At 60.7% G+C, this 16,816-nt stretch carries 16 protein-coding genes; 10 read left to right on the top strand and 6 right to left on the bottom strand.

Features of this window, described 5'->3' with window-relative positions; genetic code table 11:
- Positions 1–140 precede the first annotated feature (140 nt).
- From OC445_RS00380 to moaE, 4 genes are all read left to right on the top strand, one after another.
- Positions 141–3,869, top strand: coding sequence for an autotransporter domain-containing protein (locus tag OC445_RS00380; RefSeq protein WP_198791259.1), 3,729 nt, complete (start codon positions 141–143; stop codon positions 3,867–3,869).
- Positions 3,870–4,050: 181 nt separating this feature from the next.
- Positions 4,051–4,524 (top strand): cyclic pyranopterin monophosphate synthase MoaC, encoded by a 474-nt coding sequence (moaC, locus tag OC445_RS00375; protein WP_072447537.1) that lies wholly within the window; start codon positions 4,051–4,053, stop codon positions 4,522–4,524.
- Positions 4,521–4,763, top strand: coding sequence for a molybdopterin converting factor subunit 1 (gene moaD, locus OC445_RS00370; RefSeq protein WP_014717016.1), 243 nt, complete (start codon positions 4,521–4,523; stop codon positions 4,761–4,763). Before moaC ends, moaD begins: the two co-directional genes overlap by 4 nt.
- Before the next feature lie 2 nt (positions 4,764–4,765).
- Entirely contained in the window at positions 4,766–5,215 is a 450-nt protein-coding gene (moaE, locus tag OC445_RS00365; protein ID WP_089041348.1) for a molybdopterin synthase catalytic subunit MoaE, read from the top strand.
- Positions 5,216–5,358: 143 nt separating this feature from the next.
- On the opposite strand, the gene rhlB is transcribed toward moaE, so the two are convergent.
- The gene (gene rhlB / locus OC445_RS00360; protein WP_034128699.1) at positions 5,359–6,825 is read right to left on the bottom strand and encodes an ATP-dependent RNA helicase RhlB; all 1,467 of its coding nucleotides are present in this window, start codon (positions 6,823–6,825) and stop codon (positions 5,359–5,361) included.
- Positions 6,826–6,920: 95 nt separating this feature from the next.
- The gene (locus OC445_RS00355; RefSeq protein ID WP_072447539.1) at positions 6,921–7,577 is read right to left on the bottom strand and encodes an alpha/beta hydrolase; all 657 of its coding nucleotides are present in this window, start codon (positions 7,575–7,577) and stop codon (positions 6,921–6,923) included.
- 346 nt (positions 7,578–7,923) lie between these two features.
- Between OC445_RS00355 and OC445_RS00350 the strand changes: the two genes are divergently transcribed.
- The 4 genes from OC445_RS00350 (at position 7,924) to OC445_RS00335 (ending at position 12,092) form a co-directional block, all read left to right on the top strand.
- Positions 7,924–8,955 (top strand): amino acid ABC transporter substrate-binding protein, encoded by a 1,032-nt coding sequence (locus tag OC445_RS00350; RefSeq protein WP_034128697.1) that lies wholly within the window; start codon positions 7,924–7,926, stop codon positions 8,953–8,955.
- A 72-nt stretch (positions 8,956–9,027) separates the two neighbouring features.
- Positions 9,028–10,209, top strand: coding sequence for an amino acid ABC transporter permease (locus OC445_RS00345; protein WP_019817630.1), 1,182 nt, complete (start codon positions 9,028–9,030; stop codon positions 10,207–10,209).
- A 10-nt stretch (positions 10,210–10,219) separates the two neighbouring features.
- Positions 10,220–11,317 (top strand): amino acid ABC transporter permease, encoded by a 1,098-nt coding sequence (locus OC445_RS00340; RefSeq protein WP_014717022.1) that lies wholly within the window; start codon positions 10,220–10,222, stop codon positions 11,315–11,317.
- Positions 11,318–11,327: 10 nt separating this feature from the next.
- On the top strand, positions 11,328–12,092 hold the full coding sequence (locus OC445_RS00335; RefSeq protein ID WP_010444394.1) for an amino acid ABC transporter ATP-binding protein: 765 nt from the start codon (positions 11,328–11,330) through the stop codon (positions 12,090–12,092).
- 61 nt (positions 12,093–12,153) lie between these two features.
- Here OC445_RS00335 and OC445_RS00330 read toward each other — a convergent pair whose 3' ends face one another.
- Both OC445_RS00330 and OC445_RS00325 read right to left on the bottom strand, forming a co-directional pair.
- Complete coding sequence (locus OC445_RS00330; protein ID WP_105225838.1) at positions 12,154–12,642, bottom strand: type II toxin-antitoxin system MqsA family antitoxin; 489 nt, start codon at positions 12,640–12,642, stop codon at positions 12,154–12,156.
- A complete protein-coding gene (locus OC445_RS00325) occupies positions 12,639–12,950 on the bottom strand; it encodes a type II toxin-antitoxin system MqsR family toxin (RefSeq protein WP_054897719.1) in 312 nt (103 codons plus the stop codon). Before OC445_RS00325 ends, OC445_RS00330 begins: the two co-directional genes overlap by 4 nt.
- A gap of 159 nt (positions 12,951–13,109) precedes the next feature.
- Here OC445_RS00325 and OC445_RS00320 point away from each other — a divergent pair, with 159 nt between their 5' ends.
- Positions 13,110–13,769 carry a FadR/GntR family transcriptional regulator gene (locus OC445_RS00320; RefSeq protein ID WP_054897720.1) on the top strand — a complete coding sequence of 220 codons (660 nt, stop codon included), beginning with the start codon at positions 13,110–13,112 and terminating at the stop codon, positions 13,767–13,769.
- Complete coding sequence (locus OC445_RS00315; protein ID WP_198791260.1) at positions 13,759–15,024, top strand: CynX/NimT family MFS transporter; 1,266 nt, start codon at positions 13,759–13,761, stop codon at positions 15,022–15,024. The genes OC445_RS00320 and OC445_RS00315 overlap by 11 nt, the downstream gene beginning before the upstream one ends.
- Here the strand turns inward: OC445_RS00315 and OC445_RS00310 are convergent.
- Both OC445_RS00310 and OC445_RS00305 read right to left on the bottom strand, forming a co-directional pair.
- On the bottom strand, positions 15,021–15,665 hold the full coding sequence (locus tag OC445_RS00310) for a DUF1120 domain-containing protein (protein WP_034128692.1): 645 nt from the start codon (positions 15,663–15,665) through the stop codon (positions 15,021–15,023). The two genes, OC445_RS00315 and OC445_RS00310, sit on opposite strands and share 4 nt — an antisense overlap.
- 11 nt (positions 15,666–15,676) lie before the next feature.
- Positions 15,677–16,816, bottom strand: a complete 1,140-nt coding sequence (locus tag OC445_RS00305) for a DUF1120 domain-containing protein (protein ID WP_198791261.1) — start codon at positions 16,814–16,816, stop codon at positions 15,677–15,679.

Here is a 16,816-nt window from a genome sequence, read left to right as displayed (position 1 = left end):
GAACACTGCAAGACCCCGTCGGAACACCACCTCCTTGATTCGACGAACGTTTAGAAAACCTGTCCAGGGTTTTCACCGTGACCCTGCCTATTACAAAAACATCGCTCATTGATGACGCACATATCCAAAGGGAAAGGAAAATGGACGTAGCAGGTAATGGCTTCATTGTGTCGCAACGCAATCGCACCCCCCGTTTCAAGACCACACCCCTCACACCCATAGCACTCGGCCTGGCCTTATGGCTGGGCCACGGTTCCGTGGCCAGGGCAGACGACAACCCCTACACCCCGCAGGTATTGGAATCGGCGTTCAGGACAGCCGTCGCCTCATTCGGTCCTGAGACTGCCGTGTACAAAAACCTCAGGTTTGCCTACGCGGATATTGTCGATCTTGCGGCCAAGGACTTCGCGGCCCAGTCCGGCAAGTTCGATTCGGCCCTCAAGCAAAACTATGAGCTGCAACCCGAGAACCTGACCATTGGCGCCATGCTCGGCGACACCCGTCGGCCACTGGACTACGCTTCGCGCCTGGATTACTACCGCAGCCGGCTGTTCAGCAACAGCGGCCGCTACACCACCAATATTCTGGACTTCTCCAAGGCCATTATCGCCAACCTGCCGGCCGCCAAGCCTTTCACCTACGTCGAGCCGGGCGTGAGCAGCAACCTGAGCGGGCAATTGAACGCAGGCCAGTCCTGGGCTGGCGCAACCCGTGACTGGAGTGCCAACGCGCAAACCTGGAAGACCCCGGAAGCTCAGGTCAATTCCGGCCTGGACCGCACCAACGCGTATTACGCCTATGCCTTGGGCATCACCGGCAAGGGGGTGAATGTCGGCGTACTCGACTCGGGCATCCTCACCGAACACTCCGAGTTCCAGGGCAAAAATGCCCAGGGCCAGGACCGGGTGCAGGCGGTGACCTCCACGGGCGAGTACTACGCCACCCATCCGCGCTACCGCCTTGAAGTACCCAGCGGCGAGTTCAAGCAGGGGGAGCCTTTCAGTATCCCTGGGGAATACGACCCGGAGTTCAACGACGGGCATGGCACGGAAATGTCCGGGGTGCTGGCTGCCAACCGCAACGGCACTGGTATGCACGGCATTGCCTTCGACGCCAATCTTTTTGTCGCCAACACTGGCGGCAGCGACAACGACCGCTACCAAGGCTCCAACGACCTCGACTACAACGCATTCATGGCCAGCTACAACGCCCTGGCGGCGAAGAACGTGGCGATCGTCAACCAGAGTTGGGGGCAGAGCTCGCGCGATGACGTGGAGAACCACTTCGGCAACGTCGGCGACAGCGCCGCGCAAAACCTGCAGGACATGACCGCCGCCTATCGCCCATTCTGGGACAAGGCCCACGCCGGGCACAAAACCTGGATGGACGCCATGGCCGATGCGGCCCGGCAAAACACGTTCATCCAGATCATCTCGGCGGGCAACGACAGCCACGGTGCCAACCCGGACACCAATGCGAACCTGCCGTTTTTCAAGCCGGATATCGAAGGCAGGTTCCTCTCCATCACGGGCTACGACGAGACTAGCGCCCAGGTCTACAACCGTTGCGGTACCTCCAAGTGGTGGTGCGTGATGGGCGTGTCGGGCATTCCGTCTGCCGGCCCCGAGGGCGAAATTATCCCGAATGCCAACGGCACCTCGGCCGCCGCGCCGAGCGTTTCCGGGGCCCTGGCGTTGGTGATGCAACGCTTCCCCTATATGACGCCCAGCCAGGCGCGGGACGTGTTGCTGACCACCTCCAGCCTGCAAGCGCCGGATGGCCCGGACACGCCGGTTGGCGAACTGACCGGAGGCCGCACCTACGACAACCTGCAACCGGTGCACGATGCCGCGCCGGGTGTCCCACAAGTACCAGGTGTGGTCAGTGGCTGGGGCTTGCCCAACCTGCAAAAAGCCATGCAAGGGCCGGGGCAGTTCCTCGGTGCGGTGGCAGTGGCGTTGCCCAGTGGTACCCGCGATATCTGGGCCAACCCGATTTCCGATGAAGCCATTCGCGCCCGCCGCGTAGAAGACGCTGCCGAGCAGGCGACCTGGGCCGCCACCAAGCAGCAAAAAGGCTGGCTCAATGGCCTGCCCGCCAATGCCTCGGCCGACGATCAGTTTGAATACGACATCGGTCATGCCCGGGAGCAGGCAACACTCACCCGCGGCCAGGACGTGCTCACCGGCAGCACCTACGTCGGTAGCCTGGTCAAGTCCGGGGATGGCGAGTTGGTGCTGGAAGGCCAGAACAGCTATTCGGGCAGCACTTGGGTACGCGGTGGCAAATTGTCGGTGGACGGCGCGTTGACCTCTGCCGTGACGGTAGACGGCAGCGCCGTTGGCATGCGCAATGCCGATAACGGCGTGATGACCACACTGGGCGGCACCCTGGCCGGCAACGGCACGGTGGGTGCCTTGACCGTCAACAACGGCGGGCGAGTGGCCCCGGGGCATTCGATAGGCACGCTGCGCACCGGCGATGTTACGTTCAATCCGGGTTCGGTGTATGCCGTCGAAGTCGGCGCCAATGGTCAGAGCGACCAGCTCCAGAGCAATGGCGCGGCGACTCTCAACGGTGGTGTGGTGAGCGTGTCCCTGGAGAACAGCCCCAACCTGTTGACCGCCACCGAGGCGCGCAGCTTGCTGGGCCAGCAGTTCAATATCCTCAGCGCCAGTCAAGGTATCCAGGGGCAGTTTGCAGCGTTCGCCCCCAACTACCTGTTCATTGGCACTGCGCTCAACTATCAACCGAATCAGTTGACCCTGGCGATAGCTCGCAACCAGACCACCTTCGCCAGTGTCGCGCAAACCCGCAACGAGCGTGCGGTGGCGACGGTGGCCGAGACATTGGGCACTGGCAGCCCGGTCTACGAAAGCCTGCTGTCATCGGATTCCGCCGCCCAGGCGCGGGAGGGCTTCAAGCAACTTTCAGGGCAATTGCATTCGGACGTGGCCGCAGCGCAAATGGCCGACAGCCGCTACCTGCGTGAAGCGATCAACGCTCGCCTGCAACAGGCGCAGGCACTGGATTCCAACGCGCAGATCGACAGCCGTGACAACGGCGGCTGGGTACAGCTACTCGGTGGACGCAACAACGTCAGTGGTGACAACAACGCCAGCGGTTACTCCTCGTCCACCAGCGGCGTACTGCTGGGCCTGGACACCGAGGTGAACGACGGCTGGCGCGTGGGCGCAGCCACCGGTTATACCCAAAGCCACCTCAACGGCCAGTCGGCGTCGGCGGACAGCGACAACTATCACCTGTCGGTCTATGGTGGCAAACGCTTCGAGGCGATTGCCCTGCGCCTGGGCGGTGCCAGCACCTGGCACCGCCTGGACACTTCGCGACGGGTGGCCTATGCCAATCAGTCGGACCATGCCAAAGCCGACTACAACGCGCGCACCGACCAGGTGTTTGCCGAGATCGGTTATACCCAATGGACCGTGTTTGAACCCTTCGCCAACCTCACGTACCTGAACTATCAAAGCGACTCGTTCAAGGAAAAAGGCGGTGCCGCAGCCTTGCATGCCAGCCAGCAAAGCCAGGACGCGACACTCTCCACCCTGGGCGTGCGTGGCCATACCCAGCTGCCGCTCACGTCCACCTCGGCGGTGACCTTGCGCGGTGAGCTGGGTTGGGAGCACCAGTTTGGTGATACCGATCGTGAAGCTTCTCTGAAGTTTGCCGGCAGTGACACGGCCTTTGCGGTCAACGGCGTGCCTGTGGCCAGGGATGGCGCGGTGATCAAGGCCAGTGCCGAAATGGCGCTGACCAAGGACACCCTGGTGTCGTTGAACTACAGCGGCTTGCTTTCCAACCGGGGTAACAACAACGGGATCAATGCCGGGTTTACCTTCCGGTTCTAACCTTGAATGTAGGAGCGGGCTTGCTCGCGAAAAACGTCAACGATAACGCGTGCACCCTGGGTAAACGCGGCGCCTGAGAGTGTTTCGCGAGCAAGCTCGCTCCTACGGGATGGGATAAACAGCCCTGCGCAAATTTTGACCCACAGGTTTACAATCGCTGCTCCTGATCAGGAGTATCCCTGTGCTGACTCATCTCGATTCCCAAGGTCGCGCCCATATGGTCGACGTCACCGAAAAAGCCGTGACGTTCCGTGAGGCGGTGGCCGAAGCGCGGGTGCGTATGCTGCCCGCCACCCTGCAAATGATTGTCGACGGCGCCCACCCCAAAGGCGACGTGTTTGCCGTGGCCCGCATTGCCGGGATCCAGGCAGCGAAAAAAACCAGTGACTTGATCCCTCTGTGCCACCCGTTGATGCTCACCGGCGTGAAGGTGGAGCTGAGTGCCGACGGCACAGACGCGGTTCGTATCGTGGCGCGCTGCAAACTCTCCGGCCAGACCGGCGTTGAGATGGAAGCCCTGACCGCCGCCAGCGTCGCGGCCCTGACGATCTACGACATGTGCAAGGCGGTGGACCGCGGCATGACCATTGAGAGTATTCGCCTGCTGGAAAAGCTGGGCGGTAAGAGCGGGCATTTCAAGGCGGATCAGCAATGAGTATCAACGTACTGTTTTTTGCGCGCTACGCCGAAGCGGTGGGCTTCGATTCGCTGGAGATGGAAGGTGAGTTTGCCACTGTTGACGCCGTGCGCCTCGCGCTGGCTGCTGATCCGGAGTTCGCCGTGCTCAACGAAGCGAGCCTGATGTGTGCGCGCAACGAGGAGTTGTGCAGCCTGGACGAGCCGGTGCAAGCCGGCGATGAAGTCGCCTTCTTCCCACCCGTGACCGGAGGCTGATCATGGCCATTCGTGTGCAGGTCGAAGCCTTTGATCCAGGTGCCGAAGTCAACGCTATGCACGCGTCCAACGTGGGCGTGGGCGCGGTGGTGAGCTTTGTCGGCTATGTACGCGACTTCAATGACGGGCGCGAGGTGTCGGGTATGTTTTTGGAACACTACCCCGGCATGACCGAGAAGGCCCTGGCCAAGATCGCCGTGGAAGCCGAACAGCGCTGGCCGTTGCTCAAGCTGGAGGTGCTGCACCGTATCGGCACGTTGGAACCGGGCGAGCCGATTGTGTTTGTCGGCGCGGCCAGTGCGCATCGGCAGGCAGCGTTTGATGCCTGTGCATTTGTGATGGATTACTTGAAGACGCGGGCGCCGTTCTGGAAGAAGGAAAACACCAGCGAGGGGCCGCGTTGGGTAGAAGGGCGCAGCAGTGACCACGCCGCAGCGGATCGCTGGAAGTAGCCAGCCAGACGCTGAAACCCATGTGGGAGCTGGCTTGCCTGCGATAGCATCACCTCGGCGTGACTGAAAAACCGAGGTGTCTGCATCGCAGGCAAGCCAGCTCCCACACAAGCCCGCTCCCACATTTTTTACCGCATTTCAGCTCAAGGGCGTTTGCGTTCTACAGCGCGCAACAAATGCGTCGGCGGCGTTTCACAGCTGATCTTGCGCCCCAGCAACGCCTCGATGGACGGCAACTGGTACGAGTCATCCTCGCCCGCAAAGCTGATGGACACACCCGCAGCCCCAGCACGCCCGGTACGGCCGATGCGGTGCACGTAGTCGTCCGGTACTTCCGGCAGGGTGAAGTTGATCACGTGGCTGATGCCGTCGATATGAATACCGCGACCGGCTACATCGGTAGCCACCAGCACGCGGATCTTGCCTTCACGGAAGCCTTCCAGGGTCTTGATGCGCTTGTGCTGCGGCACATCACCCGACAGTTGCGCGGCGTTGACGCCGTCGCGCACCAGGCGTTCTTCAATGCGGCGCACTTCGTCCTTGCGGTTGGCGAAGACCATCACGCGCTCCCAACCGTTATCGTTGACCAGGTTGTAGAGCAGCTTGTACTTGTCGGCACCGGCGACGGCGTAGATATGCTGCTCGACGTTTTCGCTGGCAACGTTGAGTGCTTCGATCTCGACGATGGATGGGTCGGTGGTCCACTGCTTGGCGAGGTTCATCACGTCTTCGGTGAAAGTCGCGGAGAACAGCAGGGTCTGGCGCTCGGTTTTCGGCGGCGTCTGACGAATGATCTGGCGTACTTGCGGGATAAAGCCCATGTCGAGCATGCGGTCGGCTTCGTCCAGCACCATCACTTCGACCATGTCCAGGTGCACGTCGCCACGCTGATTGAAGTCGAGCAGGCGGCCCGGGGTGGCGACGAGGATGTCGCAATGACGGGCTTCGAGGTGCTTGAGTTGCTTGTCGAAGTCCATGCCGCCCACAAACGTCATGACGTTGAGGCCGGTGTACTTGGTCAGGTCGGCGGCGTCCTTGGCGATCTGCACCACCAGCTCCCGGGTCGGGGCGATGATCAGCGCGCGCGGTTCACCCATGTAGCGTTCCTTGGGCGGCGGCGTTTGCAACAACTGGGTGATGATCGAGATCAGGAACGCGGCGGTCTTGCCGGTGCCGGTCTGGGCACGGCCGATGGCGTCTTTGCCCGCGAGGGTGAAGCCCAGCACTTGTGCCTGGATGGGCGTGCAGTACGGGAAACCCAGGTCCTGGATGGCGTGCATCAGTTCCGGGGCCAGTTTGAAATCGTGGAAGCGGGTTTTGCCTTCCTGGGGTTCGACGACGAAGTCTTCGAGTTTCCAGGGGGTCACGGGCGGTTTGGGCGCACGTTCGCGACGGGGCTTGGCCACAGGCGCCGGGGCGGGTGCGGCAGGCTTTACCTGTTCAGGCGGCGTCACCGTGGTTTTGTTCGGTGAGGCGGCGGGCGCGTTCCGGCCGGGCTGTTGACCGTCATTGCGGTTGCCGGGCTTGGGGGCAGGAGCACTGGGAACAGGCGCGAGCGGCTCAGCCTCGCTTTTGCCGAACATCTTCTTGAGTGCTTTGAGCACGGTCATCTCATTAATTGATTAAGGAATGTACGCCGGCCAGTGTAATGCAAGAATCGGGCGCGGCGTAGTGCGTCTGTCATACGGCTACATAAACACGGGATTCAGCGCAGGCGTTCAGTCAGCCAGGTGCCTATATCGTGTATCTCTTGGGGTAACACTTCGTGGCCCATTGGGTATTCCTGCCATGTCACGGTGACACCACGGTCCTTCAAATGCTCGTAGGCGCTGCGGCCCATGGCGTTCTGCACCACATCGTCGTACTGGCCATGCAGGCAGAGCGTGGGAATGCGTTGCTGGCTGGCGGATAATTCCAGGTCATTATCGAAGGTTGGCGCATAGGTGGAGAGGGCGATCACACCGCCCAAAGGCCCCTCCCATTTCTTGAACGCGGTGTGGAAAACCACCGCGCCACCTTGAGAAAAACCGGCGAGGAAAATTCGCGAGGTGTCTATTCCGGTTCTCTGTTGCGCCTCAATCAGGTCTGTGACCATTTTTGCCGACGCTTCCAGTTCTTCCAGGCTGATCGAACGGGCCGGGCTCATGGCCTTGATGTCGTACCAGCTCGGCATCTCGTAGCCACCGTTAATCGTCACCGGACGCGTGGGCGCCTGGGGCAAAACGAAGCGGGTGGTCAGCAGGGTTTCCTGCAGGGCTTCGGCCACCGGCAGGAAGTCGTAGCGATCGGCGCCCAGGCCATGCAACCAGATAACGCAGGCGTCTGCGGGCTTGGCGGGCTGAAGAATCAAGGGTTCGGTCATGTCTGCTCCATAGATGTGCGGGCGCTCCGATGAGGTGCGTCGGAACGGTGCGCGACAGGTTGATCTGTTAAGAGAATGTCGCAAGGTTGGATCTTTTGCCATCGAAGCGCAGTTACAGCCACTCGGCCAAGACTCTGGTACGCGCCTTGCTATGTGTAGCTCGATGTCAGAACTCTCCCAGGGCGGTAACACTATCAGTGACTGCCGCTCGTGGGAAAGCAACTGGAATTACCGCAAAAACCTCATGCTGCTTGGCCCCAAAAAAAACCAACACGGGTCGATATCGCCTCATAAGGGTGCGCTGAGGTTGGAGCTCCGACACAACAAGAGCAATTGGAGGTTTGTAATGAAAGTATTGAAATCCACCCTGGCCATCGTCTCTGCGGCGGCTGTACTGGGTGTCAGTGGTTTTGCCCAGGCGGGCGCCACCCTGGACGCCGTGCAGAAGAAAGGCTTTGTGCAGTGCGGTGTGAGTGACGGCCTGCCGGGTTTCTCGGTGCCGGATGCCAGCGGCAAGATCCTCGGGATCGACGCTGACTATTGCCGCGCTGTGGCGGCTGCCGTATTTGGCGATGCCACCAAGGTCAAGTTCAGCCAGTTGAACGCCAAGGAGCGTTTCACCGCGCTTCAGTCAGGCGAAGTCGACATCCTGTCGCGCAACACCACCATGACCAGCTCCCGCGATGCGGGCATGGGCCTGAAATTCCCGGGCTTCATTACCTACTACGACGGCATCGGCTTTCTGGTGAACAACAAGCTGGGCGTCAAGAGCGCCAAGGAACTGGACGGTGCAACCATCTGCATCCAGGCCGGTACCACCACCGAGCTGAACGTTTCCGACTATTTCCGCGCCAACAACCTCAAATACACCCCGATCACCTTCGACACCTCCGATGAAAGCGCCAAGTCGCTGGAGTCCGGGCGTTGCGACGTGCTGACGTCCGACAAATCCCAGCTGTTCGCCCAGCGCAGCAAGCTGGCTTCGCCGAAAGACTACGTGGTGCTGCCGGAAACCATTTCCAAGGAGCCCCTGGGCCCGGTCGTGCGTAACGGTGATGATGAGTGGCTGGCCATCGTGCGCTGGGTGGGCTACGCCATGCTCAACGCTGAAGAGGCCGGTGTGACCTCCAAGAACGTCGAAGCTGAAGCCAAGGCCACCAAGAACCCGGACGTTGCGCGTCTGCTCGGTGCCGACGGCGAATACGGTAAAGACCTGAAAGTGAAGAAGGACTGGGTGGTACAGATCGTCAAGCAAGTGGGTAACTACGGCGAGATGTTCGAGCGCAACCTGGGCAAGAGCACGCCGCTGGAAATCGACCGTGGCCTGAACGCCCTGTGGAACAACGGCGGCATTCAATACGCACCCCCTGTGCGCTGATCGCTGATGGTTCTGTCACCCGGTAGGCCAACTGCCGGGTGATGTTCTGTTCCATTATTTTCGGGGCACTTCATGCAAAATAAAATCGGCGCACCCAAGCAGAAGCTCAGCTTCAGCGACCCCAAAGTGCGTGCGTGGCTGTTCCAGATCATCACGATCGTGGCGGTGGTCTCGCTGGGCTGGTACCTGTTCCATAACACCCAGACCAACCTGCAACACCGGGGCATCACCTCGGGTTTCGACTTTCTTGAGCGCAGTGCCGGTTTCGGCATCGCGCAGCACTTGATCGACTACACCGAATCGGACAGCTATGCCCGGGTGTTTGTCATCGGCCTGCTCAACACTTTGCTGGTGACTGTCATCGGTGTGGTGCTGGCAACCCTGCTCGGCTTCATCATCGGCGTGGCACGCTTGTCGCCCAACTGGATGATCAACAAGCTGGCGACGGTGTACGTGGAGGTATTCCGCAACATTCCGCCGCTGTTGCAAATCCTGTTCTGGTACTTCGCGGTGTTCCTGACCATGCCAGGGCCGCGCAACAGCCATAACTTCGGTGACACCTTCTTTGTCAGCAGCCGTGGCTTGAACATGCCGGCAGCGCTGGCGTCCGACGGGTTCTGGCCGTTTGTCACCAGCCTGGTGGTCGCTATCGTTGCCATCGTGCTGATGACCCGCTGGGCCAACAAGCGCTTTGAAGCGACGGGGGTTCCTTTCCATAAATTCTGGGCGGGCCTGGCGCTGCTGGTGGTGATCCCGGCGTTATGCGTGTTGATCTTCGGTACGCCATTGCATTGGGAAATGCCCAAGCTTGCGGGCTTCAACTTTGTCGGTGGCTGGGTACTGATCCCAGAGCTGTTGGCGTTGACCTTGGCGCTGACGGTGTACACGGCGGCATTTATTGCCGAGATCGTGCGCTCGGGCATCAAGTCCGTCAGCCATGGCCAGACCGAAGCGGCACGTTCACTGGGCCTGCGCCCGGGGCCGACGCTGCGCAAGGTCATCATCCCGCAAGCGTTGCGCGTGATCATTCCGCCGCTGACCAGCCAATACCTGAACCTGGCGAAAAACTCGTCGTTGGCCGCCGGTATCGGTTATCCGGAAATGGTTTCGCTGTTTGCCGGCACGGTGCTCAACCAGACCGGCCAAGCCATTGAAGTCATTGCCATCACCATGAGCGTGTACCTGGCGATCAGCATCAGCATTTCTCTGCTGATGAACTGGTACAACAAGCGCATTGCGCTGATCGAGCGGTGAGGACACACCCATGACTACGCATACGTTCAAACCTGATATGCCGCCGCCGAGCAAAGTCTTCGGGCCGGTGGCCTGGATGCGCGCCAACTTGTTCTCGAGCTGGCTCAATACACTGCTGACCCTGCTGGCGATCTACCTTGTGTACCTGGTGGTGCCACCGATCCTGCACTGGGCCATCCTCGATGCCAACTGGGTGGGCACCACCCGCGCCGACTGCACCAAGGAGGGCGCCTGTTGGGTATTTATCCAACAGCGCTTCGGGCAGTTCATGTATGGCTATTACCCCGTCGACCTGCGCTGGCGCGTGGACATGACGGTGTGGCTGGCCATCGTGGGCGTGGCGCCGTTGTTCATCTCGCGTTTCCCACGCAAGGCGATCTATGGCCTGGGCTTTTTGGTGCTGTACCCGATCATTGCCTACTGCTTGCTGCATGGCGGCGTGTTCGGGCTGAGCAACGTGGCGACCAGCCAATGGGGCGGCTTGATGCTGACCCTGGTTATCGCCACGGTGGGCATCGCCGGCGCCTTGCCGCTGGGCATTGTGCTGGCGCTGGGGCGGCGTTCGAACATGCCGGCCATTCGGGTGGTCTGCGTGACCTTCATCGAGTTCTGGCGCGGCGTGCCGTTGATCACCGTGCTGTTCATGTCTTCGGTGATGCTGCCGCTGTTCCTGCCTGAAGGCATGAACTTCGACAAGCTGCTGCGGGCGCTGATCGGTGTGATCCTGTTCCAGTCGGCCTATGTGGCCGAAGTGGTGCGCGGTGGTTTGCAGGCGATTCCCAAGGGCCAATATGAAGCCGCTGCGGCGATGGGTCTGGGCTACTGGCGCAGCATGGGCCTGGTGATCCTGCCGCAAGCCTTGAAGATGGTGATCCCTGGGATCGTCAACACCTTCATCGCCCTGTTCAAGGACACCAGCCTTGTGATCATCATCGGCCTGTTCGACCTGCTCAACAGCGTCAAGCAAGCCGCCGCCGACCCCAAATGGCTGGGCATGGCCACTGAAGGCTACGTGTTCGCCGCCCTGGTGTTCTGGATTTTCTGTTTTGGTATGTCGCGCTATTCCATGCATCTGGAACGCAAGCTCGACACTGGCCACAAGCGTTAGGAGTTTTTTGATGAGCGAAGCAATCAAACAGCCTGTGAGCCCTGAAGGCATTATCCAGATGCAGGGCGTCAACAAGTGGTACGGCCAGTTCCACGTGTTGAAAGACATCAACCTCAACGTCAAGCAGGGCGAGCGTATCGTGCTGTGCGGCCCGTCGGGCTCGGGCAAGTCCACCACCATCCGCTGCCTCAACCGCCTGGAAGAGCACCAGCAAGGCCGCATTGTGGTCGATGGTGTGGAACTGACCAATGACCTCAAGCAGATCGAAGCGATCCGCCGCGAAGTCGGTATGGTGTTCCAGCACTTCAATCTGTTCCCGCATTTGACCATCCTGCAGAACTGCACGCTGGCGCCGATGTGGGTGCGCAAGATGCCCAAGCGCAAGGCCGAGGAAATTGCCATGCACTACCTGGAGCGTGTGCGCATTCCGGAGCAGGCCCACAAGTTTCCCGGGCAGCTTTCAGGTGGTCAGCAACAGCGTGTGGCGATTGCCCGCGCGCTGTGCATGAAGCCCAAAATCATGTTGTTCGACGAGCCGACATCGGCGCTGGACCCGGAGATGGTCAAAGAGGTACTGGACACCATGATCGGCCTGGCCGAAGACGGCATGACCATGTTGTGCGTGACCCACGAAATGGGCTTTGCCCGCACAGTGGCCAATCGCGTGATCTTCATGGACAAGGGCGAGATCGTCGAGCAGGCGGCGCCGAATGACTTCTTTGATAACCCGCAGAATGAGCGGACCAAGTTGTTCTTGAGCCAGATACTGCATTGATGGAAGGTTAAAAAACAAACCCGGCCTGGAGCCGGGTTTGTTTTTTGCCTGTTGATCTGCATCAGGATGCTTGGGCCGCACGTTGTTGCTGATCTTTTGCAATGAGCAGGCGATTGAGGTCTTCTCCGACATTGAGCGCCTCGATCTCGGCCAGCAGATGCGGATGCTTATCCAGTAGGCGCATGAGTGTAAACAATGGTTCAGGAGGGAAAACCTCAGCCCTTTCGTAGCGAGAAAATGAGTTTTGCCCGCGCACAGTCAACAGCTTCACTGCCTCCTTCTGAGTGAGGTGCAGTTTGCGACGGATTCGCTTCATTTCAGCCGCGATGACTTTTCTGCCATCAATCAATAATTGGTCACTGGCATCGGAATAACGCTCTGCGCTGTCATCGTCATGATCGAATTCGATTTCCTTACAAACCTGGCATTCCCAGCCCGCGATGTTTGGAATGTCGCGCATCATGCCGCGTGTGTTGATGGTGAAGGTGCGACCTGCGAAATACTGCATTCCATCATGGGTTCCGCAATTCACGCATTGTTGGGTTTTCATAAGGTTTTCTCCTTGAAGGAGATTACGGGAGCTTCGCCGCCTGGGCGGTGAGTCACCTTGATGTAAATCTCCGTACCGTACATCTTGATCAGATAGACGTCCTGCCATATCCGGTGGTCTGCATAGGTTGTCATTGATTTGTACAACATTCGCGTTTCAAGGGCGCAGACCGCCAACCGCATCTGGCCGATGCTCAATTCAAGTTGACGAGCGCTCTCCCGCGCAGTTGCCGTAAAGGCTCTGTGGCCCAGCCGGATGACTTGCGCCTTGATCAAGGCCAGATCGTAATGAGGTGTGTACTTTTCCATAAGACACCTGAGTCCAATAATTACCCTCTGAGGGTAATTTTACCAATCGAAAATACTGCTCCTTTCCCTGCCTAAAAACCCTAGTGCGTTGCCTTTGTAGGCGACTCCTAATAGGCTGTAGGAAAATTCATCCTATGATTGGACGAAAGCGTAAAGCCCATGACAGACATCGCCCCGCTGATCAAACGCTCTCTGGTTGACCAGGCGCTGGAACAACTGCGTCTGCGCATTGCCCAGGGTGCGTGGGCCGTTGGCGAACGCCTGCCCACCGAGCCCGAACTGTGCGCCGAACTGGGGATCAGCCGTAACACCGTGCGTGAAGCCATGCGCGTGTTGGCATTCTCCGGGTTGATCGAAATTCGCCAGGGCGACGGCAGTTATCTGCGCTCGATGACCGACCCGTTGGGCACGATGCGTGCGTTGTCTCATTGCACCCTGGGGCAGGCGCAGGAGACGCGGCAGATTCTGGAAGTGGAAGCCATCGGCCTTGCTGCGCAACGCCGTACTGCAAGTGACCTGCGAGCATTGCGCACAGCGCTGGATGCCAGCGCCGCGCTGTATCAGGGCGACCTCGAGGCCTATATCAGCGCTGACCTGGCGTTTCACCAACGCTTGGTGGACGCCGCACACAACCCGGCCTTGAGCGAGCTGTATCAGTATTTCTCCGCCATCGTCGGCGCGCAGTTGCGTCAGACCCTGAACCTTTCACCGCGTCGCCAGGCCGTGTTCGACTTGCACGTTGCCCTGCTTGACGCCGTGGAGCAGCAAGACCCCGAACGTGCCAAATCCCTCTGCCGGCAGTTGATCAATGAACCCTGAAACCCAACGCACGCCCGAACTTGAAGAGTTGTTGATTGACGCCGAGGCCGATGACGACGAGGTGCAGCACAGCCACCCGCGGGTGAGCCGGCCCTGGTTGCTGTTGCTGGGCCTGATCCTGGTGGCGCTCAACTTGCGCCCGGCCTTGTCGAGCCTCTCGCCGCTGTTGGCCGACGTCTCCAGCAGCCTGGGCCTGTCGGCCGCCCAAGCCGGTTTACTGACCACCCTGCCGGTGTTGTGCCTGGGCCTGTTCGCGCCCATGGCACCGATCCTGGCCCGACGCTTTGGGGCTGAGCGGGTGGTGTTCGGCATCTTGCTGACCCTGGCTGGCGGGATCATCCTGCGCAGTTCATTCGGGGAAGTGGGCCTGTTTGCCGGCAGCCTGATCGCCGGCGCCAGCATTGGCATCATCGGCGTATTGCTGCCGGGTATCGTCAAGCGCGACTTCGCCGCACGCGCGGGCGCCATGACCGGCGTCTACACCATGGCCCTGTGCCTGGGCGCCGCACTGGCGGCAGGGGCAACGGTACCCCTGAGTCATTACTTCGGCGACAGTTGGCCCCTTGGCCTGGGGTTCTGGATTCTGCCAGCGCTGTTGGCGGCGTTGTTCTGGTTGCCGCAAGTCGGGCAGAAGCACGGCGCCCATCGCGTCGCCTACCGCGTGAAGGGGCTACTGCGTGACCCGTTGGCCTGGCAAGTGACCTTGTACATGGGCCTGCAATCGTCCCTGGCCTACATCGTGTTCGGCTGGTTGCCGTCGATCCTGATCGGCCGTGGCCTGAGTGCCACAGAGGCGGGATTGGCGTTGTCCGGCTCGATCATTGTGCAGTTGTTCAGTTCCCTGGCCGCGCCATGGCTGGCTACCCGTGGCAAGGACCAGCGCCTGGCGATCGTGGTGGTGATGCTGCTGACCCTCGGCGGCCTGTTCGGCTGCCTGTATGCGCCGCTGGACGGTTTGTGGGGTTGGGCGATTCTGCTCGGTCTGGGGCAGGGCGGTACCTTCAGCCTGGCGCTGACCTTGATTGTGCTGCGCTCGCGTGACGCTCACGTAGCCGCCAACCTGTCGAGCATGGCCCAGGGGATCGGTTATACCCTGGCGTCCCTTGGCCCTTTCGCTGTGGGCGTGGTGCATGACTGGACCGGCGGCTGGACGGCCATCGGCTGGATCTTCGCAGTGATCGGCCTCGGCGCCATCGTGGCGGGCCTGGGCGCCGGACGTGCGCGCTACGTGCACGTCACCTGTGAGAAGGTCTAGAGATAAACCACTTCCAGCGTGGCCGAACCGTCAATCGGGGTTTGCGTGCTCAAGTCCAGATTCTTGCGAGCATTGATCACGGTCTGCACCGTGACGTGGCTGCCTATTATGCCAATGGCGGTGGGGCCGCTGACGCTGCCCTCGATCGACGTAAAGCCCAGGTAGCTGCGGGAACCGATGTCGATGGGGTTGAGGTTGGACGTGCGCCATGCCAGGCCCCCGGTGGTGGATTCGGTGCCGTAGAGTTGCCCGTTGTTGCTGGCCTGGGTCTGCCGAGGATCGAAGGTCATGGAGTAGACGCCCAGGGGCGTGCCGTTGCTGTCGAACCCCAGCCCGTAGTAAATCTCGCTTTCGACCAGGGTCGAGTCGCTGCGGTTGTCTTGCATGCGCAGGGCATAACGTACCGGGCCGGTACACGCCATGCCGAAGAACAGGGTCTTGGCGGGTAGACGGGTGCGAGTTTCCAGGTTCAAGTCTTGTTGAGATATTTTGCCGTAGTCAATCAGGCCGCCGTTTGACAGTTGCGGCAGGCACGCGGCGGGCGTGACCAGCCCCTGGACGCTGAGGTCCACCGTCGAGGCCGCCAGCGCCGCCTGAGTGCTGGTCAATAATAGAAGGCTGCAAAGGGCAGGAATTTTCATGGTACGCACTCCTACAAGTAAATGATTTCGAGGGTGCCGGACCCATTGATACGCACGACATCGCGCAGATCCAGCGATTGGATGGGGGCCAGGTACGTCTTGATGCGCATCGTGCCGGTCAGGACCTGTATGGCGAGCGGGCCCGTAGTCACGCCGGTCTTGTCGGTAAAGCCCATGAGGCTGTTGGCAGCCATGGGGATCTGCCGCGCAGTGGAACTGCTCCAGGCTGCGCCATTGCTGGTGGAGTCGGTGCGGTACAGCGTGGATAAGCTGTCGGCGCTGAATTCCGCTGGGTCGACCGTCAGGTAGAAACGTCCGATTTTGTTGTTGCTGGCGTCCAGGTCCAGGCCATAGGCCGTTTCATCGGTGCCGCCGGTGGCTGAGCCATCGCGATTGTCTTTCATACGCAGGCCGAAGCGGGCCGGAGCATCGCAGGTCACGCTCAGGCGCACGGTGCGCGTCGGTAGCGGTGTTTCGTGGGTGGCACTCAGATCCTTGGCGTACAGCGTGCCGTAGTCCACGACGCCCTGGTCCGACAGTGTCGGTTGGCAGGCGGTCGGCGCGAAGTGGGCGCGCAACGTGAGGTCGCGGTAACGCCCGCTTGCGCTGTGGTACATCATCCCGCTGACTTCCCAGGTGGTGGCGTCGCGTACCTGGGTGGCGGCCGGGTCGGCCCAGGCGCGCAGAGTCAACTGCAACGCCAGGGTTTTCCCCTGCAATATCGTGCCTTGGTGCAGCGGCGCGATGCCATGGTCGGGCCGCCATTCCAGCACGCTGGCGCTGCTCACCGGCGCCTGGCCTGCGCCGGGTAACAAGCCCAGTTCCACCGCCCGGCCGTCGAGCACGGCGTTGCCGACTTCTATGGCATAGCTGCCGTTGGGAGTGAATTGCAGACGTTGCGCGGAGGCGGCGGTGCCGCGATAAAACAGGCTCAGGTCCTGGGCCTGGGGGCAGGTGAACGTCAGGCTCAAACGGCGCTCGCCGAGCAGGCGTTCCGGCGCGCTGTCGCTTTGCGCCAGGCGACTCATCAAGCCCAAATCCACCAGCGGTTCGCTGAGGTTGAATTGGCATTCCTCAAAGGCTTGAGCAGTGCCGGCAAACGCGAGCAATAACCCCAGGCTCACGTAGCGCAAACAGGTTGCAGGGTGCAT

This window comes from Pseudomonas sp. Pse35, from assembly GCF_024519715.1.
Lineage (GTDB): Bacteria > Pseudomonadota > Gammaproteobacteria > Pseudomonadales > Pseudomonadaceae > Aquipseudomonas > Aquipseudomonas paracarnis.
Note: the sequence above shows the minus strand (reverse complement) of the source record. Positions and strands in the feature narration are given on the sequence as shown.